This is a genomic window from Pseudoalteromonas sp. OFAV1 (assembly GCF_021532595.1).
GTDB lineage: Bacteria > Pseudomonadota > Gammaproteobacteria > Enterobacterales > Alteromonadaceae > Pseudoalteromonas > Pseudoalteromonas lipolytica_C.
Window position 1 is genome coordinate 1 of sequence record NZ_JAKGBG010000057.1, and the last position, 22,415, is coordinate 22,415.

The window sequence follows — 22,415 nt, forward strand, 5'->3', positions numbered from 1 at the left end:
TGCTAAATCAATAGCAATTAAATTAGACTGTGTCATGTATGGACTCCTTAATTGGTAAAAGTTGTTTTGCAATTTCTTTATACCGTACTCTCCCGTTAATGGGGAGGAGTCCATACATCTGCTAAAAACTCGCATCTCGCAAACTTTACCCTTTCCCCTCGCTAACTAACTCAAAGCTTTACAGCCAACCGATTTGGATAGAAAAAGTCTTTGCTATCAATGCATTTAATTTTGCTTATCTCTGTGTGCAATGGGTTGATTAAATAATTGTATTCATCTGGGCATAGACTTGAAGGAACTTGAAGTACGGCTGCATCCATCGATGCTAACCAATCAGAACCTAGCGCCTGAGTGTCTGTAATGTAGGGATGGTCATCCCATGCTTTTGGCAGTTCGCTCGATACTAGCCTAACAATCTTGAGATCATCAGGTATCTGTATAGTGGTGATACTCAAGTTTTTACTTAATATGTCGGTTGTGTCATTCACTAATCGCTCAAGCATTGCTAAAGAGCGCGAGCTCGCCGTATAAACAATGGGTTTACCAACAAAATGCCACCGCCCCTGCGCATATAAACCACCATGCCCAGATAACGCATTAGCCATGTCATTATGAACTTTCGGTGCTATTCGGTAGCAAATCATTAAGCTGTGAACCCGTACTCAAGCCCCATTATCACTCGCTTTATCAGTTCACGGCCACGGATAGTATGGATCACTGACTTTGGCTCTTGATTCGCAAATTGAATGTTGGGTGTATTAAGCCACTCATTCCAACGTTTAACGTCACCAAAGTAGGCAATGCCTTGCGATGAAATACGTGCAATCTCTAAAGCATTTTCACTCAGCTTAGCACTTAAACGTTTTCGGTCTTTACTGTAGCGCTCAAGTGTACGGGTCGTTGTACCAATGGAGGTTGCTAAAATGTTGGCATCCCAATTCAGCTCTTTAGCGAGTGATTTAATCGCACTGACAGTTACACCTTGTGTTGCAACATTAATCTCATCAATTGTATTAGAATGAATTGTTACCCTACCATCAGTAACAACACCTAAATAATCAGTTTCTACAGCATTCATTTTACACCTCGTCGAATTCGACACTTGTCATTTATTATAGTGACAAATGTCGCATACTACAATTAAACAAAAAAATAGCGCCGTTAGGCGCTATTTAAGCTTCATTTCAACTTAGGAATTAAAAACTAAAGCTTAGTTTTGCGTAGTAAGTCATACCATCAAAACCATAAGGCAATGCACGTACAGGGTACTTAAATGCTTTATTCGTAATAAAATCAAGCGCTTCATCTTCGCCTAACTCGTCTGGTGTTACATCAAAGATATTATCAATACCTGCCGATAGCATCAGCTCGTCAGTTAGCTGATAACCAACATTTACATCAACTAATACTGCTGACTCGACCGTGCTTGTGTCTTTAAACTCACCAGTAGGCGATAACTCATCAGGTAAACCTATGTGGTCATTACCAAAGTATTTAACGTCTGTTTCGCCGTAGTAGTTAAAACGTAGCATGCTGTTGAAATCGCCACGATCGTATTCAAATGTTAGTGTTGCACGCTCACCTGGTTGACCATCCGTTAAGAAACTACGTTGTAAATCATCAAGAGCGATTGACTCAGGAACACCTTCTGGCGCATTCACATCATCAATTTCGGTTTCGTTAATGTTACCTGCAAAGGTTGCTGAGAAATTACCGTCGTACAAATCGGTGCGGTACGAAGCAATAATATCAACCCCTTTGGTGGTTGAATCAACCGAGTTTGAGAAGTAGTTAGCTTGCTGTGCACCTGTTGCATTAAGTGCCGCCACCGCTTCGGCGCTAAACGAAACATCGTCCGCCGACATTAAGCTGCCAAGGGTAATTCTGTCTTTAATTGCAACATGATAAAAATCAACGGTCAGTGATAAATCGCTTGTTATATTATAAACAAAGCCCGCACTTAAGTTTTCTGAGCTCTCAAGTCCAAGACTATCAACGCCAAGGGCTGACGGAAAATCAGATCCCGCTGTTGCAGTGAATGATTGCAATAACACGCCACCAGCACCTAAGTTTGTGGTGTAAGCTGTATAGGCACTTTGTTGCAGTGATGGTGCTCTAAAGCCAGAAGAAATCGCACCACGCACAGCAAAGTCATCGGTAATTTCATAGCGCGTTGCTAGCTTACCAATGATGTCATCACCAGCATCAGAGAAGTCTTCATAACGAAGCGCTGTACTTACCTGCCATGCGTCCGTGATCAGTGTTTCGGCATTAACATAAAATGCATAGCTGTGACGGCTCTCTTTATTTGACGCTTCAGGACGTAAACCGTTATAAGCTTGGAAGCCACACTCAGCAAATACGCTGCTGTCGTTAACCGCTGGATATGAGGTATCTGAATTTGCTAAGCCACACGCATAAGACGCTTCTTCGCCCGGCACGATTTCGTAATTTTCTTTACGATACTCAGCACCCACAGATACGTATAATGGCTCGCTGCGACCAATATCAACAATACCATTTAGGTCTGCATTTACAGTTGTTTGATCAAATCTAAAACCACCTGAGTAACCGCCATTAGGGCCTGCATTAGCAGCAATATCAGCATCGCTTGCATCAGGGTTATTCGCTACATATTCAGCAGCATAAGAGGCGTTTAGGGTGTTTTTTGACGTAAAGTCATAGCTATTTTCACCATATACGGCAGATACGTCATAGCTCCAATCTGGATTTAACTCTCCGCGCAAACCAAGTGAAAACGAAATATCTTCGGCTTCGTTGTCGATGCGAGGTAAAAAGCCATCGCCATATACTTGCACCACGTTCTTCGCTGCTTGGTCAAAGTTACGGTAAAAACCATTACCTAGCGCAGTACGGTTTGAGTATCCGCCAAATGAGTAAAGCTCGGTCTCACCAAATGGTAATGCCATGTTATAAAACACAGACGTAAATTCGCTATCTGCGTTACCTTGCCCCCAACGAACTTCGTCAGACAGCGTGCCAGCTGGTACATCAACTGAGCCACCGATATCACGCTGTGCGCGGTTGGTGCCATCAGCATCACGGTATTCTAAAGAAAAGTTAATGAAGCCGCCTTCATCGCCTAAATCAAAGCCACGGTTTAAACCCATTGATAGGGTGTCACCATCGCCTTCACCTGTGCTACCTGCTTGCACATAACCCGTTGTAACACCTGTTGAATCGTTTAGCGATAAGTTGATAACACCGGCTATCGCATCAGAGCCATACTGCGCCGCAGCACCATCACGAAGTACTTCAACGCCTTTTAAAGCGGTAAGCGGAATCGCGTTCATATCAGTACCCGCAGCACCGGCACCGACAGTACCATTTAAACCAAAAATAGATTGATTATGACGGCGCTTACCATTGATTAGAACTAACGTTTGGTCTGGCTGTAAGCCTCGAAGAGTTGCAGGTCTAAATAAGTCAGAGCCATCTGACACTTGCGTACGAGAAAAGTTAAATGAAGGAGCCGTCGCTTGCAGGCTTTGGCCAAGTTCAGTGAAACCACCTTTGTTTAAATCGTCAGCATCAATCAAATCAACCGGCGATGTTGATTCGGTAGCCGTACGATTGGCAACTCGTGAGCCTAATACAGAGATTTGTTCGATATTTTTATCTGCTTTTACGCCAGATGTTTGCTCAGCTGCCTGCACTGAAGTCGCAGAAACAGCCACACTGACCGCTACGGCCAGCATACTTAAAGAATGTGTTGTCATGTGTATCCTGTTGATATTCTGGCTTTCCTTAAATCAAAAAGACGCCCCTTTGGAGAAGTTAAGGAAAAGCACTAAGCACGTAATGTTGATTTTAAAAATCATAAAATTGAAAGCTAACTCAAGCCTGCGAGTTACCCCTTGGGAAACATCCTATCAACAAAAAAATGAAATGAAAGAAAAATTTGTTACGACTTAGGTATAATTTTTTCTATTTGTATGATTAATAGATTTTATAAGGGAGGAATTATTCAATTAATAGTAGAAATAAGCAAATTAATGCAACCATTTACTTATCTCTACCAACTCAATCTATTTATTGATCTTGCTCTAACATCGCCAGCTTTTCATCCTCGAGCATTAAGGCCATGGTGGCTATTTCGGCTAAACTCTCGTCTAATGCAGCAAAAAAAGTCGCAAACCCTTCACCCAATTTTTCTGGCTCTGGGTGATTAGCAAGTGCTTGATCCCACATTGCAAAAGTAGTTAATAAATCGAGTGTAGCTTCAAAGTTATCAATGAAAAGCTGCCCTTCTTCACTGGCTTCTTTTTGCTCATCAGCTTGCAGTAAAAACTGTAAGTCACTGTGCCAAATATCTTGATTAACTATGTATGCAGCAATGTAACCGCTGCAAAAGTCTTGTAATGCTTGGCTAGGTTCATTTGCATCAGCATCATTGGAATATAAATGAGCAAGTATTTTCTTTTGCTCAACTTGAGCTTCTGTCACATTATCAAGTAACTCAATCATTGCATCGCGCGGCTCTGAATCGGTCATTAATGTATTGAATATTGATTCATCGTTATCAGCGATATAATTTGCAAGCTCTGACTCACCAAAAAACTCAGAGCAGGCAAGTAGTCCAGCCATAAATCCAATGACCTGATCTAAACTAACTTGATTCGTCTCACTTTGACTTGCGAGATAGTTTTTCAATACTTCCGAGCTTTCTGTGTTAAACATAGCGTGCCTTTATATTTAATGTTGGTCAGTACTTAGTCTTACACTATCGAATCTACAGCGTTTTGCAACAACTTAAATTGTGTCAATTAGTTAACCACATCTCTAACGTGACTTTGCACTGGAAATACACAACTAATGCGCGTGCCCGTTCCCTCTGTGCTTTGTATTTCAATAGTGCCTTGATGATCATGCACAATCGCATAAACCATGGTCATTCCCATTCCAGTGCCTTCCCCTACCGGTTTGGTCGTGTAGAAAGGATCATATATTTTAGCGATAGTTTCTGCTGACATCCCCACGCCATTGTCTTCAACATCAATATAAATATGATGTTGAAGTTCATAGACCGACACAGTGATCTGCGCTTTTGAGCTACTCGCATCACATGCTTGCTTTGCATTTATTAATACATTCACAATCACTTGACTGATAGCTGCTAAATTACACCAGCTCTCAGAAATCGTATGGTAGTCAGTTTGTAAATCGCATTCTTTAAGTTGATTCGCTAATAACTTAACTGCACTTTTTACCGCATCAGTCATATCAGCAAACTGTTTGTTATGGCCCTTTGGTCGAGAGAAATCGAGCAAATTTGCAACTATCTTGCTGATCCTTTGTAAACCTTGTGCTGTGTCATTTATTAAGTCAGGCAAATCATCTGCTAAATAACGAACAGAGTGTACTTTATTTAAATCGGTTAATTGCTGACAAAACGCCGCTTTATCCATTTCACTACAGGCAAATTCATCACATTTAGCTAATAATGCACTGAAGTAATTGCAATACTCCTTAAGGGTATCGACATTACTAATGCTATAAGCAAGGGGGTTGTTAATTTCATGGGCAACCCCAGCGCAAAGTGTGCCTAACGTGGCCATTTTTTCTGCTTGAATAAACATTGCTTGATGACGCTCTAAGTCTGCAATTTTTTGTTCAAGCTCACTGTTTAATGCAACAAGAATACGGCTCTTGTCTGCTAACAGTTGCTCTGCCTCTTCCCTAGCTGCTTTTTCTAATAAATAAGCTTGCTTAAAGTCATTCATTTTTCTCTCAAACTTTAGCCTGTATCACTTAAAACCTAGCACAAGCCTAGATTTAAGGCTATGTTATTGATTAACGATGGTTCACAGTAAATCGCTATGGCAGAAAAAGTAAGCAAAGAGCATATTCAAGTATTATGCATTGATGATGACGAAATTGTTTTACGCACTTTATTAAGGTTGTTATCTGCACATAATATCTCAGCAAAAGCGACAGCAGATCCGACAGAGGGTCTTACGCTATTAGCAGCTTATAATTTTGATGTGATTATTTGTGACATGCGCATGCCACAGATGGATGGCGCGGAGTTTTTTGCTCAAGCACTTAGTATTGCACCAGATCCACAACGTATTTTATTGACCGGTTACTCAGACATCGACAATACCATTGCCGCAGTCAATAAAGGTAAGATCCATGCTTATATTCAAAAACCTTGGCAAAATGAATTACTGCTTCGCAATATTAGTGATGGCATTGAAAAAACTTCTCTTAAACGAGAAAACAAACGCCTCGAACAGCAAATAAAAGCACAAAATGCGCAACTAAAAGAGCTCAACAATAACCTTGAGCAAATGGTCGAAAAGCGAACTCTACAAATTCGTAAAGTGCTTAAACAGCTCGAAGAAGTAAACGAGCGTGAAAAACACGAGCACCGCACAACCTTTGAGATTTTATACAACTTCATTAATGCAAACCCTTATCTAGACGGTATGCAAGCACAAAACATTGCCACTACCAGCAAGCAAATTGCAGAGCAACTTGGTTTAGATAAGAAACACATCGAAATGGCTGAAATGGCTGGATACCTTGCGCAAATAGGGCTGCTAGCAATGGAACCAGAGCTGTATAAAAAGCCAACCAGAGAGCTTACAGAAAACCAAAAAAAGTTATTTTATACTCACCCAAGTACAGCCCAGTTAATGCTTATGCCTGCACCACATTTACATGATGTCTCTGAGGCTATTTATTATCAATTTGAACACTATAATGGCTCTGGCATACCCAAAGGCTTAAAAGGTAAAGAAATACCGATTACCGCAATGATTTTAGCGGTGGCTAGAGACTTTTGGCAAACAATCGCCCATATAAATGTGCAAGACAACAGCAAGTTTGAAAGTGCACTTGACCAATTGCAATTATACAGTGGCACCTACTATCACCCGAAGATTTTAGAAACCCTCGGCAGTTTAAAAATAACCTGTGCCAGTGATCAGCAAGTTGGCACTATGAAAATTATCTCTGCTCAACAACTAAAAAATGGCATGGTTTTAGGTCATGCACTAAGAAACTACGATGGAATTCTTTTACTACCAAAAGGGCATGTATTTGGCCCTAAATCAATTAGCAAGTTACAACAGCTTGAAGCTAAAAAACCAAGTCCTTTCAGGATCATGATCAAAAATTAGCGAATAAAGTGATCACATAGTCAGGTTAGTTCGTTACAATACGATTTATATAACGTTTACTTCATCAAGGAGCGCTCAGTGTCGCGATTTTCCGCTATAACCGATAACCCGCATGACGGCCGATTCAATAAAAAAACGGGTATTTTATTGACCAACTTAGGGAGCCCAGATGCGCCAACAACAGCGGCACTTAGAACTTACTTACGCGAGTTTTTATCTGATCCTCGTATCGTCGAGATCCCTCGCTTTATTTGGATGATTATCCTGTATTGCTTTGTTTTAACGCTGCGCCCGAAACGTTCAGCAGCACTTTACAAAAGCATCTGGACTGAAAACGGCTCACCACTAACACACATTACGCGAGAACAAAGTAAACGCCTTGCAGCACTATTAAAAGATAAAGGGCACCACGACACTGAAGTGGTTATGGCAATGCGCTACGGTAACCCATCGATTGAAGCAGGCCTTGAAGAGCTTCGCGACAAAGGCATCACTCGCGTTATCGTGCTGCCTATGTATCCGCAATATTCAAGCACCACCATAGGTTCAACGTTTGATGCAGTATCAAATGTGCTTCGTAAATGGCGCTGGGTGCCAGAACTTCATTTTATTAATGGTTATCACAATAACCCAACTTATATTGATGCCCTCGCCGCTAGCATTAGTGAAGACTTAAATGCCCATGGCACACCACAAAAACTGGTGTTTTCGTACCACGGTACACCTAAGCAATTTTTAGAAAATGGCGACCCTTACTACTGCTTTTGTATGCAAACTACCCGATTAGTTGCTGAAAAGCTGGGTTTTGAGAAAGACTTTGCTGTAACAACATTCCAAAGCCGCTTTGGTAAAGCAGAGTGGTTAAAACCTTACACCGATGCCACACTTGAAAGCTATCCAGAGCAAGGTATTAAGGATATAGCGATTATCAGCCCTGCATTTAGTGCCGATTGCCTAGAAACCTTAGAAGAAATTGAAGGCGAAAATCGTGAAATTTTTGAACATGCAGGTGGTGAAAAGTACCGATACATACCAGCGCTCAATACCCGCAGTGATCACATCAATGCCATATTTGAAGTGATAAAACCATTACTTAAATAACAAAAGGCCCCAGTAAAGCTGGGGCTTTTTTTGTTATACACTGCCTTGCGATTCGATAACCAAAATTCGCGCTTCTCCCTTGGGATGCGCAACATGCTCCGTGCCAACACTGGCAAAAAAGATATCCCCTGGATTAAGAAGCTCAGCACATACTTCACCATGCTGTTTATAAAGCATTTCAACCTGACCACTTAACACCACAAAAACCTCTTCACCATTATTGATGTGCCATTTGTAAGGTTCATTCGTCCAGTGCAAACGAGTTGTAATACCATTCATATTGGCAATATCTAATGCTCCCCAAGCTCGTTCAGCTGTAAATTCGTGGCTTCGTATAACTTGCATTGTTTCAAATCCTTCAATCTTTACGTGTCATAACCAAGGTCACCGTGCCAGCAACAATCCCCCAAAACGCAGAACCGACCGAAAATAAGGTTAAGTTAGAAGCTGTGACTAAAAAGGTCACTATAGCGGCTTCGGTATAATACGCCTCAGTTAAAGCTTGCTGTAAGCTACTAGCAATGGTGGCGAATAACGCAATACCTGCCAACGCTAAAATAAGTGCTTGTGGCAAACTTGCTACCAAACCAACTAGCGTTGCGGCAAGGAGCGCCATAATAATGTAAAACACACCACCCGCAATGCTTGCCCAATAACGCTTGCTTGGGTCTTTATCAGCCTCAGGACTCATACAAATTGCCGCAGTGATGGCAGCAAGATTAATTGCATAACCACCAAAAGGCGCAATAAACACATTTAAAAGTCCCGTTACATTTAACGCCGCCGACACAGGGGCTTTATATTTATGCGCTTTTAACACGGCGATGCCAGGTAAGTTTTGCGATGTCATCGTTACTATAAACAGCGGTAAACCAACACTGATCATGGCATTAATGTCGAACACTGGCGCTATATAAGCAAACTCGCTCATTTTCCACTGCCAGCTAGAGGTATCGATTTGCCCTGTTATGCCTGCCATTAAAAAGCCAGCCACAACCACTGCGAGCATAGCAAAGCGCGCAAAGTAACGTTTTCCACATAAATACACCGCGACCATTAAGCCAATTACTAATGGCAGTTCGTTCATAAAATTAAATACATCAATGCCAAAATTCACCAGTACACCTGCAAGCATGGCACAAGCCAGTTGGCTTGGAATTTTGTTCATCATTTTTTCGAACACGCCGGTAATTCCAGACAAAAACACCAGCGCCGCAGAGAACATAAACGCGCCAACAGCTTGGTTTAAGCTATACCCTTGAGCACTTGAAATAAGTAATGCCGCTCCGGTTGTTGACCACGCGATAAGAATGGGCACTTTGTAGTAATAAGACAAAGCAATTGAGCTCACGCCCATAGCAAGACCAAGCATTAACACCCAGCTGGCAACTAAATCGGGGGTGCCGCCTAACACCATCACAACCTGATAAATAAGCGCGATTGAGCTGGTAAAGCCGATAATAACAGCCACTAAACCCGCAGTTGCTCGACTGATGAGCTGACTCATGTACACACACTCCTTGCCAATAAAAAAATCTACCTTATCCTATGATTTGCTAATTAGCACTGTACACTTTTGTAGTATTTGTAAGTTTATTTACTATACAGATGACACAAAAAAGGCGTGTTATATACACGCCTTGAAAAATATTAAACAGCCTCTAAACAAGGCTCTTCGAGTACTTCGGTCTTATCAAAAATACCCAGACGAATGCGAATAAAGTGCAAAATCTCTTTGGCTACATCAATCCCTAACGCCCCTTCTAAGCCTTCAAAACCTGGGCTTGAGTTTGCTTCACAAATTTTAAAGTGCTGCTCGTCAAATAATAAGTCAATGCCCGCTACATCAAGGTTGAGTACGTTCGCAGTTTGAGTTGCAAGCCATTCGATTTCTGGCGTGATTGGAAATGACTTACCTGTTCCTCCAGCACTTACATTGGCTTTAAAGTTTTTACCCTGTGAGTTACGCTCCATACAAGCAACAGCACGCCCACCGATAGTAAGCACTCGCAAATCTCGACCATGACTCGACTTAACAAACTGCTGTAAAATGATATTTGCCTGTGGATTTGCCGCTTCAATAAGTTGCATTAGGTCATCAAACTCATCTTTTGATTTTGATAAAAATACGCCACTACCCTGCGAGCCCGATAACGTCTTTATCACGACAGGAAAACCAATCTGTTTTTCCACTAAATCAATGTTCACCGGAAACTTAACCAACATGGTATTTGGTGTAGGCAAATTACATTCTGCTAAAATTTGCTGTGCAAATAATTTGTCTTTTACCGTTTCAATTGATTGCGAGCTATTTACACAATACACACCTAAACGTTCCAAGTGACGAATAATTGCCAACGCAAAATAGGTTGTGCTTGCACCCATTCGTGGAATAACGAAGTCTGGTAACGCAACTGATTGCCCATCGATTAAGATGCTTTTGCCATCTTCGCGAGTAATTGTTAAATCAAACTGATCAGGCGAGTAAACATGTAAGTCGATGCCTTCTTCTTTTGCAGCAGCAAGCAAGCGCTCTACCTCGTAGGTCTCTTGCTTTAGCAAACCTTGGCTATCTTTATAAATAATCCACCCGCGCATACTCGTTACCTCTAATCTTGGGTTTATGTGACAAAAAAACGCGGATTATGCTGAGCATTGCAAACTAAGTAAAATTAATTAATTTTATCGTCACGACAATTATTACCGCAACTTACTGATTATCTATTGACCAAGATGTTAACTTAAGGTAAAAATCAACATTAAGTTAACATTAAAACCCGTAAGAGAAACATGTGAACAGGACGCTTGCATTAATCTTCATTTTGCCTCTCACTGCATTTGCATTGAATGAATGGCATATTCAAAGTGATGGTTTTACATCGAAACCAGACACACAACCGAATGTTGCAACTTACAATTCAGAGCAACAGGTGCTACCTCAGCAACCTACTGTTAATTTAACAGCACCGCTAAATCAGCTTTCAAACAAAGCCCATGAATTTCTCTACAAACAAGGTCGTTTGCCCGAGAAGTTAAGTGACACAGCGTTTAGTGAATTCGATTTAGATACCCTAAAAACACTTCAAGCGGGTGATAACTTGATTTTAGCTGTTGATGAAAGCCGCACTTACACGCTAGAAATAAGCAATATTATTGAAGCGAGCAATGGTGATCGGAGCGTATTTGGTAAAGTCACTGATGATGACAAGACAAGCCATCAAGCAGTGATGACCGTAACAAAAAATACTCTGCAAGGGCAGCTTAACACTCACACTGACAGCTATAAATTTGTAAGCCACGGAGAATACGGCTGGGTAACGAAGTTGTAAGAGTTACAAAGGGAAAGTGGAAGCGAGCGAGATACAAGAGTAAAGTTACGAGATTCGAGATGCGAGATGCGAGTATGTAGCGGCGATTTTACATCGCGTCCTAGAGCCTAGCTCCTTTCCCCTCGCTAACTTTACTCTTTCATCTTATAACTAACTACTCAACAACCACTGGCCACAAACTTGCGCCATCGCTATCAATTGGGCTTAAGATCTCAAGACCAAGTATTTTGGCGATGAGCGGGTACACATCTAAATTACTTACTTCGTCTAAGCGCATGCCTTGTTTAAAAGCTGGGCCTTCGGCTATAAAGGTGGCGGCCATATCTTCGCTATAGGCATAACCATGAGTGCCTAAATAGCCTGCCATTTTACTATCGGTAAACACGCGGGGCGCTTCGGTTTGCAAAATAATATCGCCAACTCGCGGGCCTTTATCATAGTGATAATCATGCTTTTGCTTCTCACTTAATACGATGTAACGACCTTCAGCAGCTTTAGCGAGCTTTTTACTGAATCCGCTAATATCTGCTTTGCTATCTGGTTTTGCATAATATAAGACGCGAGGGCCTGTGTTTTGCACTATAAAGTTTTCGTCTTGTGGCAGGCTATCAATTTTGATGCTATGGCTTGGATCAACAGACGCCATACCATGATCAGACACAATCACTAAGTTAATATTTTCATCAAGTGCTTTTAAACGACTCGATAAATCAGCCATTAAACTGTCGAGCTTTTGTACTGCATCATAGGTTTCTTTGGCATCTGGGCCAAACTCATGTCCCATACTATCCACCAGCGAAAAATAACTAATCACCAAACGAGGTCGCTGTGCTTTTGGTAAGCTCAACCACTGAATAATTTGGTCAACGCGTCTTTGGTAATCACTGTGTTTTGAATAATGGTAAAAATAATCAGGTAACATACCGTTAAAACGTGCATCTGACTCTGGCCAAAAATAGGTGGCTGCTTTTAAGCCCTGCATTTGTGCTAAATTCCAAAGCGGAATGCCGTTAACCCAAGTGCTATCGTCTTTACCTTTTCCCATTTTGTAGCAGTCGTTGCGCTCAGTATCACAAAAGCGGTTATCGACAATGCCATGATTAACAGGCAGCAAACCGGTAATAATCGAAATATGATTCGGAAAAGTTTTGGTTGGGTATACGGGGCGCATTTTGGTTGCTCTTACGCCCTGCTCACTGATTGCTTTTAAATGTTTCGCCTGATGTTTTTCAATGTAATCCCAACGAAACCCATCTATCGAAATAAGTACCACCGATTGCTCTTGTTCAGCTTTTACACCCGAACTGAAAAGCAATACCCCAGCTAAAACTAGTTGCCAAATACGCATAGAAAACCCTTTCGTTTAATTTTTAATTTGCTTAGAGACTTTAGCAAATAGTTTTGAAAATTTTGTGATAATGACTGCTAACTTTTTATATAACGTTTTACTAATTAGCTTTATGCATGCCACCGTAAAAATGGTTGCCAAACATCCAAAAGACCTTACTTTATATCCCAAGGTAGGAGATAAGTATGTAAAAGCAAATCATATATGAATAAGTGGCTTAATTTAAAGTAAGACATTAATAAAAAAAGGATATTTAAATTTTGGATACAAGCTGTTAGATTAAATTTAATTATGGCTAAGTTTTGCTAACAACTCTCAACTGCGCGGCTTATATTGCTTTGTGGGAAAAATAAATGATCGATTTTGGTAAGAAAATCACCCCTGCACGCGAAATGCGTTCAACCAATAACTTGCATACTGCGCTTGAAAGTGATCGAGGTCGTATTATTAATAGCGCTGCTATTCGTCGCTTACAACAAAAAACCCAAGTTTTTCCGCTTGAACGCAATGCTGCCGTGCGCTCAAGGCTTACTCACTCTCTTGAAGTACAACAAGTAGGTCGCTTTATTGTACAAACAATTTTTAACAAGTTGAGCGATGCCAAGCAAAAAGAATATGGTTTAGTGGGGCTTGAACGGCCTTTAGAAAGCCTCGTTGAAATGGCGTGTCTAATGCACGACATAGGCAACCCACCCTTTGGCCACTTTGGCGAAGCAGCAATCAACCAATGGTTTGCTAAGCATCTAGATGCTTTAACTCCTGAGCGCTGCAAAGGAATTGGTATAAGTGTTATTTTTAAACACCTCGCTGAGGATATTAAAAATTTTGAAGGTAATGCGCAGGGGATCCGCATTATCCATTCATTGCTATCACTTAATTTAACTTACAGCCAAAGTGCGGGCATTTTAAAGTACACACGCCCGGCCAGTATGCTCAAGTCAGATATTCCACAAGACAAAAACTACTTAATGAAAAAAGTCGGTTACTACTTCAGCGAAAAACCATTTGTTGAAGCACTACAAACCGAACTTGATATAGAGCAATATTGTCGCCATCCAATCAGCTATATTATGGAAGCTGCCGACGATATCTCATACTGTCTAGCCGACATAGAAGATGCCGTAGAAAAAGGCATTATTAGCGTAGAGTCGCTCTGTGAAAAACTCAAAGAGCAATACAGTCGCACACTTACTAACCTCACAATTGACGATACTAAGCATAGTGACTTTGCCGAAAAAGCCATTGATTATGCGCTAAGCAAGGCTCAAGAACAGCCTTACAATTTTAATAGTGAGTTTTTCATCTACTTACGCGTCACTTTATTGCACCCGTTAGTGAGTTATGCAGCTGAGCGCTTTATTAATAATATCGAAGCTATTTACCACGGCGACTTTAATCAAGCTTTATTAGAAGATCGTAGTCACTTACATGCTGTCACACTTACCTTAAAACAGGTTGCACTAAAACATGTTTTTTGCCACAAAGAAGTGGAGCGTTTAGAACTACAAGGTTACCGCATTATTAGTGGCCTGCTTGATTGCTATAAACCATTACTTGCTCTTGAAGCTGATGCGTTTAAGCGTGTGTTAAAAGGCGACCAAAATTACTTAATAGAAACACGACTAGTAAAAAAACTCTCAAATAAACATTTGAACAGCTATCAAAAGGCGATTGACGCGTTAAAAGCAGAGCCCGATCACTTTGCTGCCTATGAGTTTTATTATCGTTGTCGATTAATTCAAGATTATATTAGCGGTATGACAGACCAATTTGCCTATGACGAATACCGCGCACTCATGGTGATAGATTAAGCGATTGTGGATAAATTGCCGGTCTGAGCTTAAAATTAATTAACTACTTGGGTAACCAGATTAACCTTACTGGTAAGAGAACTATGCCAATAAAAAAACTATCTATTTTGCTGTTTCTTATAAGCATGAGCTTTGCAACTAAAGCACAATACAATGAAGCAATGTGTATATTGTTAAAACAGCAAATGCATGAGTTTCGTTTTAACACCAGCAACAAAAATTATCGATCTGCTGCTAGAAGCTTTGAAAAAAATTGCCAGAACCCAACGCCAGTGCATAACGAAGCGGCGCTTGAAAACATCGCTGAGCAGACAATAGACTCCCCTCCCGTTTCGGTTAATAAAGTGAATCACTCAAACGGCCACTCCGGTGCTATTTTAGGCACCCCTGAAGAAACTACAGCACCAGAAGCAAATGCTATTAACGAAAGCGAGCAAGCTGACACCACAGCTGAACAAGCAATCCTAACAAATAGAGTGAACGACGAGCCTGCTGCACCAGAAACTCCTCAGGTTGAGAGTATCCCTAGCAATGATTTAGCAACAACGACGGAACAACCTAAGCAAAGTGCTGCAGAGACTGTTGTTGAACCGGTAATTGAGGCTATTAAAGAACCTACTGAAATCTCGCCTGAGTTCGAGCCACAAACACCAGTACAAGAGCCTGTTGCAACAGAAACAGATAATGCGCAAATAAATAACACTCCTCTTCCCGAGCCAACACCAGCGCCGGTTCAAAATAATGAAGTTAGCTCATCAAGTTCACTGTTAGTACCAAGCTTAATCGTTTTACTCATTTTGCTTATCGCAGGATTAGTTATTGTTCGAATTCGTCAAAGTAAACAAAACGATTCAGATTCAGAGTTAGCACAAGATTTACTCCATGCTCAGGCTATAAAAGCTGCAGCTGAGGCTAAAACACAAAAAAATCAAAACGACTCAGACTTTTTAGCTCCTGAGCCAACACCAGAATTAAACAGCTCTTCAGCTTATGACAGTAATACTTCTGCGCCGTATGATTCATTTTCTGCTTCTGAAAACCAGCAACCAGAAAAACAAGAAGACGATTTCACGAGCTTTAATGCAACAACAGAAGAGCAAGCTCCAACTGATGATACGTGGGCTGATCTAAATTACGCGCAAAATAAACAGAGCACGGCTTTAATAGATGATGAGCCAGAGCAAGCGGAAGAAAGCGAGCCTGAAGAAAGCGAGCCGGAAGAGCCACGCTTTAGCTCATCGTCATTTGGTTTTGACGAATACAAAGCACCAACAACTGATGATGAGCCAGCACTAGAGCAACCTGAAGAAAACGAGCCTAAAGAGCCACGCTTTAGCTCATCGTCATTTGGTTTTGACGAATACAAAGCACCAGTTACTGATGATGAGCCAGCACTAGAGCAACCTGAAGAAAGCGAGCCTGAAGAGCCACGCTTTAGCTCGTCGTCATTTGGTTTTGACGAATACAAAGCACCAGTTACTGATGATGAGCCAGCACTAGAGCAACCTGAACAAAGCGAGCCTGAAGGGCCTCGCTTTAGCTCGTCGTCATTTGGTTTTGACGAATACAAAGCACCAGTTACTGATGATGAGCCAGCACAAGAGCAACCTGAAGAAAGCGAGCCTGAAGAGCCACGCTTTAGCTCATCGTCATTTGGTTTTGACGAATACAAAGCACCAGTTACTGATGATGAGCCAGCACTAGAGCAACCTGAAGCAAGCGAGCCTGAAGAGCCAAGCTTTAGCTCATCGTCATTTGGTTTTGACGAATACAAAACACCAAATACCGAAGAAAAACCTAAACATGATGACGTACCCGAGTACGACTTATCATCATTAGCCAATGAGGATCTTTCATTCACTGAAGATTTTAGTAAAACAGATCAAACACCTACACATGAAATATCTGCAGATGATGATATTAGCGATGATGATTTAGCAAAAGCGTTGCAAGCACTTGAGTTAGAGTTGCAAGATGAGCCTGTTAGCTTTGACGATACCGAGCAAGACGATACCCCCACAATTTCACTAGATGAAAGCCATCAAGGTAAAGATGCTTATTCAGCTGATGAAGAAATGACAGATCAGCAAAAAGAAGATGTACTACCAGACGATGAGCAAACCGATGAAAAACCCAATAACCCATTTGCTAATTTGTCATTAGACCCAGCATGGGATCCAGAGTCAAACGAAAAGCCTGTTATTGAAAACAAAGCAAAACAGCCAAAATCACAAGCTTTAATTGACGCAGAAGAGCGCGCAAAAAAATTTAAAACTGACGATTAAAAACTTACCATGTAGCAAGATAACTAGGCATCATTCCTTGCTACATGGAATTATTTAATTGACGCTCTTGATTGCATAAGCCAATGATAAACAAAAATTATTGAGAAAAAAGCTGTCAACGCAATGCAGCACAACACGATAATATTCACTGGTAATATAGTTTCACTTGTACGGCTATATCGCTTTGACTCTTGCTGAGCAAGAATTTTCGCTCGCTCAGCTTTGCTTGGCAAAATAAACTCATGAAATGTGTCTGTTGGTTTTGCTTCTGAGCGGGTTGTTTGTACATTTTTTTGCTGCCATAGCATATCAAATTGTTGAAACTGAATTTGTTTGTTTTCGATACACCAATCTAAATTTTTAAGCTCTAACGCTTTTTCTATACACCGGGTGGGCATTACATAAAAACGCTCCCATGCCGCTTGTTTGCTGCTTAACGCTTGCGCTGTGAGAGGTTGAGATACTGAGCTTTCTAAATCAGAAAAATCTTTACGGTACAAAGCATTGGTTTTTTCAGCTATTTGCTCTTTGGTAAAACATGACTCAGAAATACGTGATGATAAATTATCAATACGTAATTTATAGACACTTATTTCATCAAGCAAATGGGCTTTACGAAGTGCAGATTGCAACTCTTTGCGTTCAGTTTGCATACGTTTACATTCATTCTGAGACTCAGTGGGCTGAGCTAACAAACATGCAGGAATAAACAGAAAAGCTGCAATTAAAATCCTTTTAAACATATATTTACGTCACTGTAAAAATTTAGAGGTACAGCGTATCATTTTGAATTAAAACTGCAACACTTCTTAGCCAATCATCCTAAAGAATTGCTTTTTATTTCCCATTAATTTGGCTTGTCGCGATTTATAGTGTTGATCATCATATGCAAATTGCTTCTGCAGCCAGTCTTTAAATAATTGGACTTTTTGCCATTTAAAATGCTCTAAAGGTGCTGCAAGGTAATACTTGTACTGGCAATGGTATTCAAAATCAGGGTAAATCTCTAACTGCCCATGTAAAAGTTGAGACTCAATTAACCGCCGCCTAACCAAAGCAATTCCTTGTCCTGCAAGCGTAGCTTGGATCACCAATGCCGCGTTATCTATCTCAAGCGAGGGCAAAGCATCAGGGCTGACTGCAAGTTCATCAGCCAACTTTAGCCAACCGCGCTCTGCATCTGGACAAATATCTTTTATTAATTTTTGCTCTAACACCTGATTTTTTAGTGACTTAGAAGTATCTATAGCCCCTGGTTTATAAGCCAAAAATAAACTGTCGTCACTGATGAGCTCACTATGCAAACCCGGGTAACTACCTTGACCGAAACGAATACCTAAATCGACCTGCCCCGCTGAAAAGTCAGCAAGCTGATCGCTGGGTTCAATACGCACTTTGATATGGGGATATTTGTTTTGAAAGTCGCTAATTCGGCCAAGCAACCAACCACTGGCGAACGAAGGTAGCACAGTTAAGTTTAACGTATTTGGGTGGCTATCTTGGCTAACTGCCTGCACACCGGCCTGCAAATGGCTAAACCCCTTAAGTACATGGGGTAAAAGCTGTTCACCTTGGCGGGTAAGCTCAACATAACGGGTATGACGAGTAAACAAATTACAATCAAGCTGCTGTTCTAACAAGCGAATTTGTTGGCTAACCGCTGCTTGGCTAACAAATAATTGCTCTGCTGCAAGCTTAAAACTACCTAACTCTGCCGCGTGCTTAAAATACCAAAGGCTTTTTAATGGAGGTAACTGCATACGCACTTATGGTTAATAAAAACTTAAGCATAGGCAATTTTTAATCGTTTGTCAGTAGTGGTAACACGAGTAATACTCATACAGCCAACCGCGACAAGACAAGGACAACCATCATGAAATACTTAATTATTTTATTGCTTTTATGTGCTTCAAGCTTTAGTTATGCCAACCAACCAGTAATAACACAGCTTGATACCGATGAAGGCTACCCTTATAAAAACTTAATTCAAAAAGTAGAACGAGTAGAAATTCGTTATGTAGAACACCAGCATTCGGTGACCTGCAAAGTCAATGTACAAACACTCCGCAACCAATATATGGGCAAAGAACAAACAGTCTCAGCCAAGCTGTTTGCAAAACGCCCAATGGCCGCGTGTTTAACCCGCGAAAAAGCCAAGCAAATCCTGCATATGCTGTAACCATTTCAACCTTGTTAAACTAGGCTACGAATAGCTGTACTTCCCCAGTAGCCTAGTTTTTTCCTATCAAAGTAAAACGTGTTTCGTGCGTTTAAATGTAGAGACTAACTGTTTGCTAGATCTTTTTTCGAACCACAGAGGACATAGAGAGCACAGAGAAAGACAAGGAGTCCTCTAAAGCGAAGCACCTCTTATCCTCTTTGTGCAGCGCAGCGCCTCGGTGAACTTTGTGGTTCAAATATGTTTATTCACAAAGAGAACTGAATGAGAAAACAACGAGGAAACCCAAATAACTTTATCTAGCCCTCTTCTCAGACGCAGCCAGTAACCTATTTATCGAGACTAACTATTTGCTAGATCTTTTTTCGAACCACAGAGGACATAGAGAGCACAGAGGAATACAAGGAGTTCTCTAAAGCGCAGCGCCTCTTAATCTCTTTGTGAGTATTGGTTTTTCTCTGTGCAGCGCGCAGCGCCTTGGTGAACTCTGTGGTTCAAATATCTTTATTCACAAAGAGAAGTGAATGAGAAGACAACGAGGAAACCCAAATTAACTTCACCAACCTTCTTCTCAGACGCAGCCAGTAACCTATTTATCGAGAAGAACAGTTTGCCAGATCTTTTTTCGAACCACAGAGGACATAGAGAGCACAGAGAAAGACAAGGAGTCCTCTAAAGCGCAGCACCTCTTAACCTCTTTGTGCATTCAGTTTTCCTCTGTGCAGCGCGCAGCGCCTCGGTGCCCTCTGTGGTTCAAATATCTATATTCACAAAGAGAAGTGAACGAGAAGACAACGAGATACTAGTTAAGCCAATTAGTTATTTTCCTCTAAAGCGCAGCATCTCTTATCCTCTTTGTGAATATTAAATCTAAAGCTCCTCCACCTTCTCTACCTCAACTGGCTCCGCCAACGCATTTTCATAAAACGCGAACACCGCTTTGGTATAAGGCTGAGCATAATGCTCATCAAGGGCGGCTTGCGATTCAAACTGCTCAACTAAAAATAAACAACGCTGCTCTTTGCTTGCAAACAGCTCAAATCGATTACAACCTGGCTCTGCACGAGTGGCTGCTAATATGCCCTGTAAACGCCCTTTACAGTCATCAAATAATGCCGCCTTTGGGGTAATTTTTGCCACGATATTAATCATACTGACTCCTTATTATATAACTTTAAAACCAATGCCCGAATTGGCGGGGCAACCGTAAAAGCCACCACGAAAGCAGCAGGCCATGCATTAGCAAACGCCTTCATCCAACTTAGAAAAAATGTATCGCTCAGCCCTAAGTTGACATAAGTGACCCATGCCGAAAGTAAAAACGACATTAAAAACGAAAATGCCGCAGTAAAAGTAAAATGAATTTTCATATGTCCTCCTTGGCGTTACTATATTTGCACAGGCTAAGTGGCAACAGTCACGAAAATGCAAACTAAGATTGAGGGAGTCGTATGCTGGATGATCTGCATTTATTTATTGAAATAGCGCGCCGTAAAAGCATGAGCCAAACAGCAAAAGATTTAGGACTGAATCTATCAACCCTATCAAGGCGTATTCAGGCGTTAGAAGAAAAACTCGCAGAGCCATTACTGCAACGCACAGCCCGAGGCATTGTGTTAACCGCCAAAGGTGAATCACTGTATAACGAGTTAGGCGAGCAAGTGCTTGCTCTTAACAGCCAGCTTGAGCAACTAAATGACTCACCCGCCGCAAAAGAGTTTTACCTGTTGTGCCCACAAAACATCATTGCGGGCCCACTGATGGGGGCCGTTAATCAGTTTGCGATGGCAAACCCTACGCTAAACCTCCACATTTACCCAAGTAATGCCAACAGCCAACTAAGCCAAAAACGTTTTGACTTAGCCATTCGCATTGGCGAACAACAAGACTCAAGTTTTTTTCAAAAGCGCCTAGGCATGATCGCAATAAAGCTGATTAAAAAGAAAGATGCCCCAACATCAAGGCTGATACTGCCCTATTCAGAGTCACAACTCCCCAGCGGTTTTCTAAACAAATTAAAAACCGAGTATGAACACATAAGCTTTTGTTTTGATATTACAATCGCCAGAAAAATGGTTGAAGCAGGCTATGGCATTGGCTTACTACCCATGAGCGAAATTTGCTGTATAGACGATACCAGCCACTTTAGCTATATCGAATCACCCCAAAGTATTCCCGCAAGGCCAATTTACGCCCTCTGGCCACATTCACGCACGCCATCAGCAAATGCCCAGTTGTTGATAGAACAACTCCAAACCAGTATTGCAGACTCACCGAGTTTACAAGGAGAAGTGTTGTTGCTTTAGTTGCGAGTCATTGTAGGTCGGGCTTCAGCCCGTCTAGTAACTCAATCTTTAAAGCAACGATATAGACCAAACACAAACAACATTGCCGCAATGCCAGCCAAGGCTAATTGCCAAATTTTAAGGCCATTGAACTTTGTAGATTGTGGACTAATACTCTCATTTAAAGGAGCCGAAGCTTGCTGAATTGTTGGCTCGGTTATCTGGCTCTTTATTGCAATTTGGCTTGTGGCTTTGTTTGAATTTATTTCTGTAATGGTTGGCTTTACTGAAATAACTACATCTTTGTATTCTGATTTTTGTTTACCGCTCCAAGCCGATTCAAACAGCGCCTTTTGCTCAGCTTTATTTTCGCTACACCATACAAAATCAGCTTGCTGAATATTTTTCGCTCTACAGCGATCCGGTAATTGATAAAATTGCCCCCAAGCATGGCGTTTTTTATCGTCATTATATGAATTTGAATACACCGTAGAGTTATGTACTTTGGTGTTTAAAAGTGCGCTAGGGTTCGAGCGATACGTATAAGTACCGCCATTACCAGAACTTCTTTTTGGGTGTTTGCAGTGTCTCGCCAGCAGCGTAAAAAGCTCATCTAAACGTTGATTCCAACGTTCACCTTGCTTAGCCGTATAGCTACGATTCATTCTTTTACGAATGCCTTCGCGCTCAGCCTCTATACTATCGCAGTGACTTTTTGAATATTGCTCTTCAGCAACCGTGTTGAAACTCGCTAGCAAAGTAGCGAGTAATAAAATCCATTTATTCATAACATTACATCTGTGTAATTTGGTTGTAATTACTCCCTATGTGTTAGCTAGGGAGATATTTATTCGATAAAAGCTAGCTAAAGCAATCATTATAGAAAACTTTCGATGCTAATTACTCTACCTAAACTAAGCAGTTAATTC

Annotated in this window: 21 protein-coding genes; 7 read left to right on the forward strand and 14 right to left on the reverse strand. The window is 41.2% G+C overall.

Annotated elements, in window-relative coordinates; translation table 11 throughout:
• Positions 1-170 precede the first annotated feature (170 nt).
• The 5 genes from L1267_RS20760 to L1267_RS20780 form a co-directional block, all read right to left on the reverse strand.
• Positions 171-644, reverse strand: a complete 474-nt coding sequence (locus L1267_RS20760; RefSeq protein WP_268842659.1) for an RES family NAD+ phosphorylase — start codon at positions 642-644, stop codon at positions 171-173.
• Entirely contained in the window at positions 644-1,078 is a 435-nt protein-coding gene (parS, locus tag L1267_RS20765) for a type II RES/Xre toxin-antitoxin system antitoxin (protein ID WP_135926736.1), read from the reverse strand. Before parS ends, L1267_RS20760 begins: the two co-directional genes overlap by 1 nt.
• A gap of 118 nt (positions 1,079-1,196) precedes the next feature.
• Entirely contained in the window at positions 1,197-3,740 is a 2,544-nt protein-coding gene (locus L1267_RS20770; protein ID WP_235383993.1) for a TonB-dependent receptor plug domain-containing protein, read from the reverse strand.
• 313 nt (positions 3,741-4,053) lie between these two features.
• On the reverse strand, positions 4,054-4,701 hold the full coding sequence (locus L1267_RS20775; RefSeq protein ID WP_135926734.1) for a UPF0149 family protein: 648 nt from the start codon (positions 4,699-4,701) through the stop codon (positions 4,054-4,056).
• Positions 4,702-4,787: 86 nt separating this feature from the next.
• Positions 4,788-5,744: a sensor histidine kinase gene (locus L1267_RS20780; protein ID WP_135926733.1), complete on the reverse strand. Its 957-nt coding sequence runs from the start codon at positions 5,742-5,744 to the stop codon at positions 4,788-4,790.
• A 96-nt stretch (positions 5,745-5,840) separates the two neighbouring features.
• Here L1267_RS20780 and L1267_RS20785 point away from each other — a divergent pair, with 96 nt between their 5' ends.
• Both L1267_RS20785 and hemH read left to right on the forward strand, forming a co-directional pair.
• Positions 5,841-7,148 carry an HD domain-containing phosphohydrolase gene (locus L1267_RS20785; protein ID WP_135926732.1) on the forward strand — a complete coding sequence of 436 codons (1,308 nt, stop codon included), beginning with the start codon at positions 5,841-5,843 and terminating at the stop codon, positions 7,146-7,148.
• A 78-nt stretch (positions 7,149-7,226) separates the two neighbouring features.
• Positions 7,227-8,249 carry a ferrochelatase gene (hemH, locus tag L1267_RS20790; protein WP_135926731.1) on the forward strand — a complete coding sequence of 341 codons (1,023 nt, stop codon included), beginning with the start codon at positions 7,227-7,229 and terminating at the stop codon, positions 8,247-8,249.
• A 33-nt stretch (positions 8,250-8,282) separates the two neighbouring features.
• Here hemH and L1267_RS20795 read toward each other — a convergent pair whose 3' ends face one another.
• From L1267_RS20795 to L1267_RS20805, 3 genes are all read right to left on the reverse strand, one after another.
• Entirely contained in the window at positions 8,283-8,594 is a 312-nt protein-coding gene (locus L1267_RS20795; RefSeq protein WP_138558202.1) for a cupin domain-containing protein, read from the reverse strand.
• A 13-nt stretch (positions 8,595-8,607) separates the two neighbouring features.
• Positions 8,608-9,756 (reverse strand): benzoate/H(+) symporter BenE family transporter, encoded by a 1,149-nt coding sequence (locus tag L1267_RS20800; RefSeq protein ID WP_138558203.1) that lies wholly within the window; start codon positions 9,754-9,756, stop codon positions 8,608-8,610.
• Positions 9,757-9,899: 143 nt separating this feature from the next.
• Complete coding sequence (locus L1267_RS20805) at positions 9,900-10,847, reverse strand: ATP-grasp domain-containing protein (RefSeq protein WP_138558204.1); 948 nt, start codon at positions 10,845-10,847, stop codon at positions 9,900-9,902.
• Positions 10,848-11,041: 194 nt separating this feature from the next.
• Here L1267_RS20805 and L1267_RS20810 point away from each other — a divergent pair, with 194 nt between their 5' ends.
• A complete protein-coding gene (locus tag L1267_RS20810; protein WP_135926727.1) occupies positions 11,042-11,578 on the forward strand; it encodes a hypothetical protein in 537 nt (178 codons plus the stop codon).
• Positions 11,579-11,732: 154 nt separating this feature from the next.
• On the opposite strand, the gene L1267_RS20815 is transcribed toward L1267_RS20810, so the two are convergent.
• Entirely contained in the window at positions 11,733-12,926 is a 1,194-nt protein-coding gene (locus L1267_RS20815; protein ID WP_235383994.1) for an alkaline phosphatase family protein, read from the reverse strand.
• Positions 12,927-13,279: 353 nt separating this feature from the next.
• Here L1267_RS20815 and dgt point away from each other — a divergent pair, with 353 nt between their 5' ends.
• Positions 13,280-14,737, forward strand: a complete 1,458-nt coding sequence (gene dgt / locus L1267_RS20820) for a dGTPase (RefSeq protein ID WP_135926725.1) — start codon at positions 13,280-13,282, stop codon at positions 14,735-14,737.
• 83 nt (positions 14,738-14,820) lie between these two features.
• Positions 14,821-17,022 carry a hypothetical protein gene (locus L1267_RS20825; RefSeq protein ID WP_235383995.1) on the forward strand — a complete coding sequence of 734 codons (2,202 nt, stop codon included), beginning with the start codon at positions 14,821-14,823 and terminating at the stop codon, positions 17,020-17,022.
• A gap of 50 nt (positions 17,023-17,072) precedes the next feature.
• Here L1267_RS20825 and L1267_RS20830 read toward each other — a convergent pair whose 3' ends face one another.
• Both L1267_RS20830 and L1267_RS20835 read right to left on the reverse strand, forming a co-directional pair.
• The gene (locus L1267_RS20830; protein WP_235383996.1) at positions 17,073-17,765 is read right to left on the reverse strand and encodes a hypothetical protein; all 693 of its coding nucleotides are present in this window, start codon (positions 17,763-17,765) and stop codon (positions 17,073-17,075) included.
• 66 nt (positions 17,766-17,831) lie between these two features.
• A complete protein-coding gene (locus tag L1267_RS20835; RefSeq protein WP_235383997.1) occupies positions 17,832-18,782 on the reverse strand; it encodes a LysR substrate-binding domain-containing protein in 951 nt (316 codons plus the stop codon).
• A gap of 113 nt (positions 18,783-18,895) precedes the next feature.
• On the opposite strand from L1267_RS20835, the gene L1267_RS20840 reads away from it, so the two are divergent.
• Positions 18,896-19,201, forward strand: a complete 306-nt coding sequence (locus tag L1267_RS20840; RefSeq protein WP_235383998.1) for a hypothetical protein — start codon at positions 18,896-18,898, stop codon at positions 19,199-19,201.
• 870 nt (positions 19,202-20,071) lie between these two features.
• On the opposite strand, the gene L1267_RS20845 is transcribed toward L1267_RS20840, so the two are convergent.
• Entirely contained in the window at positions 20,072-20,353 is a 282-nt protein-coding gene (locus L1267_RS20845) for a putative quinol monooxygenase (RefSeq protein ID WP_138558633.1), read from the reverse strand.
• Positions 20,350-20,571, reverse strand: coding sequence for a DUF2798 domain-containing protein (locus L1267_RS20850; RefSeq protein ID WP_138558634.1), 222 nt, complete (start codon positions 20,569-20,571; stop codon positions 20,350-20,352). Before L1267_RS20850 ends, L1267_RS20845 begins: the two co-directional genes overlap by 4 nt.
• 81 nt (positions 20,572-20,652) lie before the next feature.
• Between L1267_RS20850 and L1267_RS20855 the strand changes: the two genes are divergently transcribed.
• Complete coding sequence (locus tag L1267_RS20855) at positions 20,653-21,507, forward strand: LysR family transcriptional regulator (protein WP_235383999.1); 855 nt, start codon at positions 20,653-20,655, stop codon at positions 21,505-21,507.
• A 41-nt stretch (positions 21,508-21,548) separates the two neighbouring features.
• Here L1267_RS20855 and L1267_RS20860 read toward each other — a convergent pair whose 3' ends face one another.
• Positions 21,549-22,274, reverse strand: coding sequence for a hypothetical protein (locus L1267_RS20860; protein WP_235384000.1), 726 nt, complete (start codon positions 22,272-22,274; stop codon positions 21,549-21,551).
• Positions 22,275-22,415 lie beyond the last annotated feature (141 nt).

Excerpts from the sequence above, each read along its gene's own strand:
- L1267_RS20760 (WP_268842659.1), bottom strand. The coding sequence starts at position 644 with ATGATTTGCTACCGAATAGCACCGAAAGTTCATAATGACATGGCTAAT.
- dgt (WP_135926725.1), top strand. The coding sequence starts at position 13,280 with ATGATCGATTTTGGTAAGAAAATCACCCCTGCACGCGAAATGCGTTCA.
- L1267_RS20780 (WP_135926733.1), bottom strand. The coding sequence starts at position 5,744 with ATGAATGACTTTAAGCAAGCTTATTTATTAGAAAAAGCAGCTAGGGAA.
- L1267_RS20845 (WP_138558633.1), bottom strand. The coding sequence starts at position 20,353 with ATGATTAATATCGTGGCAAAAATTACCCCAAAGGCGGCATTATTTGAT.
- L1267_RS20785 (WP_135926732.1), top strand. The coding sequence starts at position 5,841 with ATGGCAGAAAAAGTAAGCAAAGAGCATATTCAAGTATTATGCATTGAT.
- L1267_RS20800 (WP_138558203.1), bottom strand. The coding sequence starts at position 9,756 with ATGAGTCAGCTCATCAGTCGAGCAACTGCGGGTTTAGTGGCTGTTATT.
- L1267_RS20855 (WP_235383999.1), top strand. The coding sequence starts at position 20,653 with ATGCTGGATGATCTGCATTTATTTATTGAAATAGCGCGCCGTAAAAGC.
- L1267_RS20825 (WP_235383995.1), top strand. The coding sequence starts at position 14,821 with ATGCCAATAAAAAAACTATCTATTTTGCTGTTTCTTATAAGCATGAGC.
- L1267_RS20840 (WP_235383998.1), top strand. The coding sequence starts at position 18,896 with ATGAAATACTTAATTATTTTATTGCTTTTATGTGCTTCAAGCTTTAGT.
- L1267_RS20815 (WP_235383994.1), bottom strand. The coding sequence starts at position 12,926 with ATGCGTATTTGGCAACTAGTTTTAGCTGGGGTATTGCTTTTCAGTTCG.
- L1267_RS20770 (WP_235383993.1), bottom strand. The coding sequence starts at position 3,740 with ATGACAACACATTCTTTAAGTATGCTGGCCGTAGCGGTCAGTGTGGCT.
- parS (WP_135926736.1), bottom strand. The coding sequence starts at position 1,078 with ATGAATGCTGTAGAAACTGATTATTTAGGTGTTGTTACTGATGGTAGG.
- L1267_RS20795 (WP_138558202.1), bottom strand. The coding sequence starts at position 8,594 with ATGCAAGTTATACGAAGCCACGAATTTACAGCTGAACGAGCTTGGGGA.
- L1267_RS20775 (WP_135926734.1), bottom strand. The coding sequence starts at position 4,701 with ATGTTTAACACAGAAAGCTCGGAAGTATTGAAAAACTATCTCGCAAGT.
- L1267_RS20835 (WP_235383997.1), bottom strand. The coding sequence starts at position 18,782 with ATGCAGTTACCTCCATTAAAAAGCCTTTGGTATTTTAAGCACGCGGCA.
- L1267_RS20830 (WP_235383996.1), bottom strand. The coding sequence starts at position 17,765 with ATGTTTAAAAGGATTTTAATTGCAGCTTTTCTGTTTATTCCTGCATGT.
- L1267_RS20860 (WP_235384000.1), bottom strand. The coding sequence starts at position 22,274 with ATGAATAAATGGATTTTATTACTCGCTACTTTGCTAGCGAGTTTCAAC.
- L1267_RS20850 (WP_138558634.1), bottom strand. The coding sequence starts at position 20,571 with ATGAAAATTCATTTTACTTTTACTGCGGCATTTTCGTTTTTAATGTCG.
- L1267_RS20805 (WP_138558204.1), bottom strand. The coding sequence starts at position 10,847 with ATGCGCGGGTGGATTATTTATAAAGATAGCCAAGGTTTGCTAAAGCAA.